This window comes from Verrucomicrobiota bacterium (assembly GCA_016871535.1).
Lineage (GTDB): Bacteria > Verrucomicrobiota > Verrucomicrobiia > Limisphaerales > SIBE01 > VHCZ01.
On sequence record VHCZ01000244.1, the window covers coordinates 1 to 9007 of the forward strand.

Sequence of the window (9007 nt, forward strand, 5' to 3'; positions counted from 1 at the left end):
CGCGAGCCGGCGTCGGTCCAATCCTCGTCCAGATTCTCCAGTCGAAATTGGAATCGAACCTTTTCGGGGGCCGTGAAGCTGAGCGCCGTGTACCGAATCTCCAGGCGCCGGTGGCCGGGAGGAGCCTGGAGCGCGGAGTTTCCAATGACGGATCGCGGATTGCGGATTGCGGACTTGAGAGACTGATTAGTTAGTGCTCACCGAGCCCTGATTGCTGATTACTGATAACTGACCACTGACCACTGACCACTGACCACTGGCAACTGACCACTGCTCACTGCCGCGGTGTGACCACGCGATAATAGCGGACCGAACGCGACGGATTCGGATCAATCACTTCCACCGTTCGCGATGCGCCCGGCGCGGGCACGTCCGTCAGCTTCTGCCAGGCCGCGCCGTCCAGATCGTCGCGAAATTGAATGCTGTAGGTTTTTCCGGCGACGGCGGAGAATTGAAGCTTGGGTGAAGCCAAATTCAACTGGATCGAGACGAGTTTCAGCACGCTTTGCGAATCTTTCGGGTTCGTCCCGGCCGTGTATTCCTGGAGGTTCGTGTGGCGGTCGCCATCCGGATCCGCGCCGTCTCCGCTGATGGCCGCGTTGGCCAGTTCCGCCGAATTGAAATATTGGGCTTTCCACGCCGCAAGCGTCCCGTCTTCCACGGTCACGGTTACGTCGTCCTGCGTGGTCAACTCGCCATCGGTCGCGCTCAACCGCAGGACATAAGTGCCGCCCAAGGTGAAACTGGCGGTGGTCGAGGCCGCGTTGGGATTTCCAAAGCTCGCCTGGCCAGGCCCGTTCACCTGGGTCCAGGTGATCGTGAGCCTTCCGGGCGGGATGGGCAAACCATCGTCGGACACGAAAGCGTTCAAGGTCGCCGAGGCCGCCGGTTGGATGGTCAAATCAGGCCCGGCATTCACGGCTGGCGGCTGGTTCTTCGGGACGGACAACGCGATCAATTCCAGGTCAAAACTGATGTCGCTGCTGGTCGCATTGGCTTGATGCAGTTCGACCGCGAGCGCGTTGTTGCCCTCGACGAGCAGAGATTCGTCAATTTCCCGCTCGAAGAACGCCGATTCATCGGCATCCCCGACCACCGAACTGGCATAGGTTCGATAAGTCACGTTGCCTTCGGGCATGTTGCTGCGAAAGACTTCCGAGCCGTTCAGATAAACGATCGCGCCGTCATCGCGCACCAACTTCACCGTCAGCCGGGTCACCGACGACGCATTGGCGACGGTGAAAGCGCGCCGGAAATACGTCGTCACATATCGAGCGGTGCTCGGTCCACCTTGAACCACTGTGGCTTCGCCGCCGTCCCCGTAGCCGAGTTGCGCCCGACCCGACCGCCATGCGCTGTCATCAAACGCCGGAGCGCGCCAGGCGGTTCCTTGATCTGAACCGTTGTCGAGATATTTCCAAACCGACCCGGCCGGCAAGAACGTGGCTTGCGTCGGAGGCCGTTCGAGCGTCACGGTCAGTTCATCGCTCGCGTCGAGCGCGCTGTCAGTGGCGGTAAGGCGCAGCACATACGTGCCGATCCCCGGAAAACTCGCGGTCGTGTTCAATTGCCTCGTGTTCGCAAACGTGACTGGGCCAGGGCCGCTCACCTGGGTCCACGTGGGGGAAAGCGTGTTCGGCGGATTGGGCAAGCCGTCATCCTTCACCGAGCCGTTCAGGTTTGCGGTGAAGGGAAAGTTCCCGGATTGAAAGCTGAGATCGGCGCCCGCGTTCACTTGCGGAGCGCGGTTGCCGCCAATCTCCGCGCCTGGCGATGGCGGGCCGGGACTGGCGCGCCAGTTAGCGGGATCGTTGCCGTAAGCCGCCACGTTGATCCGTTCCAACGATGGCCCAAACCCGGCGGCGTTGGTTGGCCACGGCGCTTTGTCGTTGTAACGCACGGCGTCGATGTCGATGTAGGGGACGACGACCTGGCCGTTCAATTCGACATCCGGTTCGTCCGGCATCTGAAGCTGGAGCAGTTCACCGCTATCCTGCAAACTGCCGGCGAAGGGGCCGAAAATCGCCACACTCGACGGGACGCCGTATTTGCTCCGAAACACGCCGGGATCCGTGGCGACCACAAGCGCCAGACCGTTCGCGCGAATTTCCGTGTTGACTGGGAAATCAAAGCCGACGCCGTTGAGTCTCCACGTGTTGGTGGCGTGGGCCGGATCGTAAAGTCTCACGGCGCTGGCGGTGATGTTCTTGAGTTCGATAAACTCATCTCCGTCCGGCGCGGGCTGGAAATGAACTTCGCTGATCACAACGGGGCCGGTGCTGGGGCCGGCGTTGGCCGCGCCCAGCGTGTTGGCAAGTTGGGCCGGATAATGAACTTCACCTACGCTGTTCGTGAATCGGCCAAAGGTCACGCTGTTCCGCGCCGCGCCAAAACCAAAACCGTCGCTGAAGCCAGTCAAGTTGCCGGCGCTGTCGGCTGAATAGAGATAAACTTCCTCGCCGTGGGAGCTGAGATTGAAACTGGGTTCAACGCCGGGCGTGCGATTGAACTGGTCTTCGTTGAACACCAGATAGCCTCGCGCCGGAATCACTGTGCCCGCTGGAATGCGGAACTTTTTCGGCGTCATCCGGCGGTCAGTCAGATACCAGTGGCTGATATCGACGGCGGACGTGTTCGGATTGTAAAGCTCGATGGCGTCCTTGGCGGGCAGATCGGTGTGGGTGAGCACTTCGTTGATCAAGACCGGATTGATCGACGTGGCGGGATCGTCTGCGCCAGGGGAACCGCCGGGCCGCGTGCTGGTGCGCCAATTGGCGGCGTCGTTGGCGTCGGGATTCAAGTTCGGGTTCACCGGGGCCAGGGAGAATCCAGCCCCGTCCGAAGTGCCGGGCCACGGCGCTTGATCGCCATAGGCCATCGACGTGATTGGCGCGCCGGCCGCATGGACCAGCGTCAACGTCTCGCCGCCGTTGGATAACCGTCCGCTGTAGGTCCCGGTGACGCGAACCCCCGGATATTTCTTCTGAAACTCGATTGGATTGCTGACCAGCACGGCGAATTGACCGGGACCCAGTTTGGTCCCGCTCGGGAACGCATAGACGACGCCGTCGGTGAAATGGATTCCGCTCAGGTCGCGTTCGACATTGGAAACATTCTTCAGTTCGATGAACTCGAATTCATCGCCATCGACGCCGTCCTGGCCGGGCGGATTGTACATGATCTCCGTGATGAGCAAGTCGGTGAAATTCTGGATGACGACGAACGGCGCTTCGTTCAGCGCGCTCCAGACGCCGCCGCTCAAGGCGCGCGACTTGATGTGAACGCTCTCGTTCAATGCCAGCGGCGCGTTATAGACGGAAGCCGAAGAAGAAACCGCGCCGCCGATGAGGCGCGGATCGCTCCCGTCGCGCGTGTGGTAAATCGTCCCGGCCGGCGCGCTGATCACGAGGGTGAACCCGCGCTGAATACCACCCCCGTGCTGGCTGAACGACGGCGCGGCGACGTTCGGATAAAGATTCTTGGCCTTGAGCTGATTCAGCACGATCCCGGTGCGCCGGGGCAAATAATTGTTCAGGATGTTGTTGATCGCGGGCGCCCAATGGGCGTTGCGGGTGAGCGGAGACGTGGGCCGTTTCGCGTCGCCCCAGCGCGCCGACTCCCCAACGACCGCGCTGTCGATCTCGGCCTTTCGCGCCAGGAACATCGCGCGCGCGGTTTCGGGCGTGAGCACGCCGCGGTTGAAAAAATGGCGATGAATGTGGTCCGCCATCAGCATGCGAAATTCGGCGCTGGCCTGGAGCTTTTGCCAAATCCACTGCGGGCTGCTCTTGGTGACCGAACTGTCGCCGGCCGGATACGGTCCGGTCCGATCCTGATTGATGTTTAAGAGCGTGTGCTCAGCGTCGTGAGCGAAGAACCGGAAGCCGTCGGCGCCGTTTCGATTCCGGATTCCGTACCAATTGTTGGGGCTGGTGTTGCTCAGGAAATTTGAAATCGGCGCGTCGAGGTTTCCGCCGTAGAGGATCACGAGCATGTAATCGATCAGGTTCGGCACATCGAGCAGGACCGGGTAATTGGGATTGCGCGTGCCGTCCGGATTCCGGCCTTGAATCCGCCAGTACACCTCATCCGTGACGCCGGCCTTGACGGTGTTGTAGAGCTGCGTCCAGGCGGTCATGTTGCCGTCGGTCGCAACGAGCGCATAAGGGCCCGCCTCGACTTTGATCACGTCATAGTCTTCTTTCCTCCCGCCGAAGTAGGTTTCGCCATAAGAGGCTTCAGGGCGTTCGCAAGTGTTGAAGAGGCCCCAGTACTGGCCGTTGATGTAAAGGTGATAAAAATTGCCGCGCTCGCCCTGGTGGCCCATGGCCAATTGCGCGTCGCGGGAAAACTGGTCCCGCAGGAAAACGCCATTGGCGTCCCCCTGAAAACTCCACGAGTAATTCTGGAACGTGCGCAGGTCGATGTTATCGAACGAATCTGTCCCCGCATCGCCGAAAAGCGGATACTTCAGCTTCGGCGCGCCGTAGTCGTCGCGAAAGAAAAACCGGAAGGCGTGCTTGGGATTATTCGAACTGCGGCTGAACCCGCCGCGAATTCGGATGCCGGCGTTGATTTGGAAGCCGGTCTTGCCGTCGGGATAAATCAGCTCCAAGGAAGTCGGGCGTTCCCAGGCTCGGCCTTCCTGACCTGCGTTCGCGTAAATGCCGCGCGTTGGATCGAACAGATCTTTCAAGTCCAGGACGATGGAGAAACTGGGCAGCGATTTGAGGTCGTTCTTGATCGTGCTGCTGTAGAGCGGGTTGTTCACGACATCCGGGTCCATCCCGTAGTCGCGGACGTTGGCGCCCCAGGAACTCGGCCAGCCTTGAGGCGGTTGTCCGTCCGAGGCCTGCCGAATCACGTCGTCCAAGAAAATATAGGTCTGCGTGTCGATGTTCGAGGGGAGATGGCCCGTCTTGAATGCCGCCGCGCGCAGCGTCGTCGTGCCGCTGATCCGAATCGGAGCCGTGTAATCCATCCCGTTCGTCAAGGAAGGAGGCAGGCCGTTGAGCGTATAACGGATGAGGGCGTCCGCCGTGGCCGTGCGGATGGTGAGATCAAACGGCGCATCGTAGAATCCACGGTCGTGGCTGAATTTAGTGTCGGCGACCCCCGCAATGAATCCGGCCCCGCCGTTTGCCGTTCCCGGAGTCGGTTTGGCAAAGTAGTAGTTCGTCCCTTGATAATCGCCGTAAGAAATGTCCGCGAACTGTTCCGGGAAGTCCCCATTAAATTCCGACGCCACGGTCACGCCATCCGCCATCACCAGCGCCAGATACTCGCCTCCGGCGTCGAGACTGAAGTTGGCGTGCAACTCCGATCCGGCCACGGCGCGGTCCTTTCCCGAGGCGAAAACGACAAGATAGCCGTTGGGCGCCAGCGTCACGGCGGGGAATTGCCATTTGGCGGGAACATTCCTCGAATCGGTGAGATACCACCCGGAGAGATTGACGGACGCGCCGCCGGCGTTGCGAATCTCGATCCAATCGGAGTACTCCCCGTTGCGGTCGCGGAGGGTTTTGTTGTTATTGGCCATGAACTCCGAGATGGATACTTGCGCAGGAACGGCCAAAGTTGCTCCCAAGAAGCCCATTAACCCAGCCAAACTGCTCATTGCACGTTTCATCGGGCGAATTCTTTAGCAGGTTATGCGCCAGCCTCAACAGGGGATAGAACACGTGCGCCGAAGCCGCAACCGCAGCCGTTGAATCGTTACAGCGTTACAAGGTTAAATCGTTAAATCGGTTAAATGGTAGGGCGAGTCCGTCCCCGGCGAGCCGTGTCCGACGTATCGGGAACTCGTTGGACTCGGCTCGCTGGGGACAGGCTCGCCCTACCGTCTGGTTCATGGGCAGCCTGCTTGGTTTCAGAGCCATGCTCTCGCCCCATGAACCTGTCCTACCGTCCGGTTCATGGGAAGAATTGCTGATTGGGAACACGTTTTAGGAGGCTCGCCGCGGACAGGCTCGCCAAGTCAAACTGAGCATCGCTGGCATTGAACGCAATTTCGCCAATTTCGCCGCTTCGCTTCTCGATGCGTTGGGATTACACTCCAGAAGATTAATGCGACTGCGATTCTTGATCGGGTATGCCTTGGTGTTCGGCGTTCCAGCCGTGATCTTCATGGTCCAGCTTCGGAAAGTGCGCGAGATCAAGGTGGGCGGCAAGCCGGTCGTTGCCTGGGCCCTCGAATTGAATGGGCCGGGCGACCGCAAGCCCGCGGAAGATGTGTTCCGGCAAATCGGTCCGCAGGCGGTCCCCAATCTCATCGAGGCTCTGGAACAGAAAGACTCGATTTTCAAAAAGCCCCTGCTCGCGGTTTCGCAGCATTTGCCGGACAGTTTGCGAATCGGGCTCTTCAAGACCGTGCGCCCCGAAGAAGCCGAACAATTCAGGGTGGGAGCCGCCACCGCGCTGGCCATCATGGGCGAGAAAGCCACTTCGGCCATTCCCGTTTTGGGCAAAGCACTCCGCGACGCCAATCAGGCCGTCTGCATGCAATCGGCCCGCGCGCTGGGAAGGACCGGGCGGCCCGGAGTTCCGGAATTGGTGAAGGCGCTGAAGGAAGGCCAGAATCAGGCGCGGCTGCTCGCGATGTATGGATTAGGAATCGCCGCTTCCGAGGCCGACGCGGCTGTGCCAGCACTGATTGAAGCGCTCGCAGACAAGAATCTCCAGATTCGCGAAAGCGCCTTCCAGACTTTGAGCAATATCCGACATCCGGCAACCGTGGCTGCAATCCTTCCGAAGCTGAACCACGGAGACTCTTATGTTCGCCTCAACGTGGCAAAATGCCTGGGGAGCATGGGACCCTGGGCGCGGGAAGCGATCCCGGGTCTGATCGAGGCAATCAAGGATGACAGTTCCGCCGTGCGCGCAAACGCTGCCGAAGCACTGGGCCGAATTCGGCCTTCGGCGGAAAATGTCATCGATGCGCTCACCCGTGCCCTGGCTGATCCGGAGCCCGACGTCCGGGCGAATGCCGCGAGCGGCTTGGGCAATGGCGGCTTGGCCAGCGCCGTTGCCGTGCCTCACCTGATCGACCGTCTGAAGGATGCCGACGCCGGAGTTCGCGGCGCCGCGGCGCTTGCCCTGGGCGCCCTTGGTCCGAAAGCGAACCCCGCCGCCGCTCCATTGCGCGAGCTGGCGAAAGACCCGGACGCGCAAGTCCGCGCCAAGGCCGAACAAGCCTTGGAGCGAATCCAAAAGTAGGTCACGCATCCGTTTTCTTAACGACTTCGGTTGCGTCCGCGCGCTGCGACTTTTACGATTAAAGAGTCATGGCCTCACCTGCACACGGTAAAACCTTGCTCCGATCGCGCTGGACGAATCCAAGAATTGCGCCGACGGGCCTGCTGCCATAACCGCCGCCCCGACTGGTTCCCAAGCGCCTTTCTCCAACTCCAGGTTCCTGAACACCTGGTAGCGCTTCCCCGCCACGCTCTGCCAGACAATCGTCGTGCCGTTCGCCGAGACGCTGGCACGTTCAATTCGAAGCACGGAGAGCCGGTTGGTTGGATCGGTCCCCGCGACCCATTCACGATTATTGCTGAAGTTATCTCCGTCCGGATCCGCGGAGGGTGCGGCTTCGGCGGCGGTGAAGCGCGGGAAATACCGCCGCTGAAACGAATCGTCCAGGCCGTCGAAGTTGTCGTCCGAAAAAGCGGGCAAGATTTCCAGAAAGCCATTCGCGTAAGCGATGTTCGTGCCCTGCTGCACAATGAAACTGCGCAAACCCGGCGTGGCATTGCGGTCCACGCTGATCGCGATGGAGAGGAGATTCAGGCTGGGGCGGACATTTGGGAACGCGTCGCGAACAAAGCTGGCCGGCCCCAGCATCAAACCGCCGCCGGTGACGGTGAGCGTGGCGCCGGTCGATGGAAAACCAGGCGAATACACGCCGATGACCAGATTGCCCTGCCCCACGCGGATCATGGCCGGTGAGTTAATCGCCGCCAGCTCATCCTGCTCCCGGGCTGCCGGACGCAGACGGGCGATTAGAAACCCTGGTTCCCCTTTCAGCACGCTAAAATCAACTTCGTTGGTGATCCCCGGAGCAACGCCGGTCGTTTTGTTGGCCGTGGGAAGAAAACTCGTTTCTGCATTCGCGAAGCGCCGCCCGATGTCGGCCCCAGAGACCAACCGGACCGCCGGATTGGCCAGCAGAGAGTAAAGCGGGGTCGCTCGCACCTGGTAGTTTCCCGGCGCCAGAGCGGGAAGCACATAACGGCCATCCGGCTCCGTGACCGTGCCGGAAACAATGTTGCCGGCGGCATCCTCAGCCACCACGCACGCCCCAAAGACGACATTCCCGTCCGTGATGACGCGGCCTTGGAGCGCCCCAAGCCGATTGAGTTGTCCGACGGGTTCACGTCGGCTTCCGATGAAACGAGGCCGGCGTCCTCGAATCGAAGGCTCGTTCCGGGGACGCTTTGCCATTGATCGAAGCTGACGCGAACCGCCGTCAATTCGGCGGCGGTGTTGGTGGTGGAGTACGCCGCCGTCCCCAGAAAGTAGCGGATCGCTTGACTGGATGGATTGATGACGTTCGTGTGAATCGCGGTCTCGGCTGAGAGGAGCGGCCAGCGCCGGGTCTGTCCGGACGAATCCGTGTTGACGACGAAGGCACGGAGCGGCCAGCCGACGAGGAGAAGCACGGCCAAGGGCAACGCGGATCTAAGCCATGAACCTGATGGTAGGGCGAGTCCGTCCCGGCGAGCCGCTCCACGTGCTAGGAACACGTCTGGACCGGCTCGCTGGGGACAGGCTCGCCCGACCATCAGGTTCAAAGCGCTTGATGGCCGCGCTCCATTGGAGCAGTTCAGAGCGCGATTCTAGTGCAGCCAGCAAGGCTTGGCGACCACCGGGTGGGGATCATCTCACTTGTGAGACACATCACTAGCCCTGCAACAAGCGTGATTATTGGCTTGAAAAAAGAAAAAAGCTCGAAATGCCCGTCAATATTGGTTGAAATATGTTTGTTCAAGAACAGCTAACAACCAAC

3 protein-coding genes are annotated in these 9007 nt (G+C 60.6%); 1 reads left to right on the forward strand and 2 read right to left on the reverse strand.

Translation table 11 applies throughout. The annotated features are described in order from the left end of the window. Positions 1-274: 274 nt before the first annotated feature. Positions 275-5629 (reverse strand): hypothetical protein, encoded by a 5355-nt coding sequence (locus FJ398_22430; GenBank protein MBM3840665.1) that lies wholly within the window; start codon positions 5627-5629, stop codon positions 275-277. 437 nt (positions 5630-6066) lie between these two features. On the opposite strand from FJ398_22430, the gene FJ398_22435 reads away from it, so the two are divergent. Further along, the gene (locus tag FJ398_22435; protein ID MBM3840666.1) at positions 6067-7215 is read left to right on the forward strand and encodes a HEAT repeat domain-containing protein; all 1149 of its coding nucleotides are present in this window, start codon (positions 6067-6069) and stop codon (positions 7213-7215) included. Between the two features lie 66 nt (positions 7216-7281). Here FJ398_22435 and FJ398_22440 read toward each other — a convergent pair whose 3' ends face one another. Continuing rightward, positions 7282-8442 carry a carboxypeptidase regulatory-like domain-containing protein gene (locus FJ398_22440; GenBank protein MBM3840667.1) on the reverse strand — a complete coding sequence of 387 codons (1161 nt, stop codon included), beginning with the start codon at positions 8440-8442 and terminating at the stop codon, positions 7282-7284. Between the last annotated feature and the right edge of the window lie 565 nt (positions 8443-9007).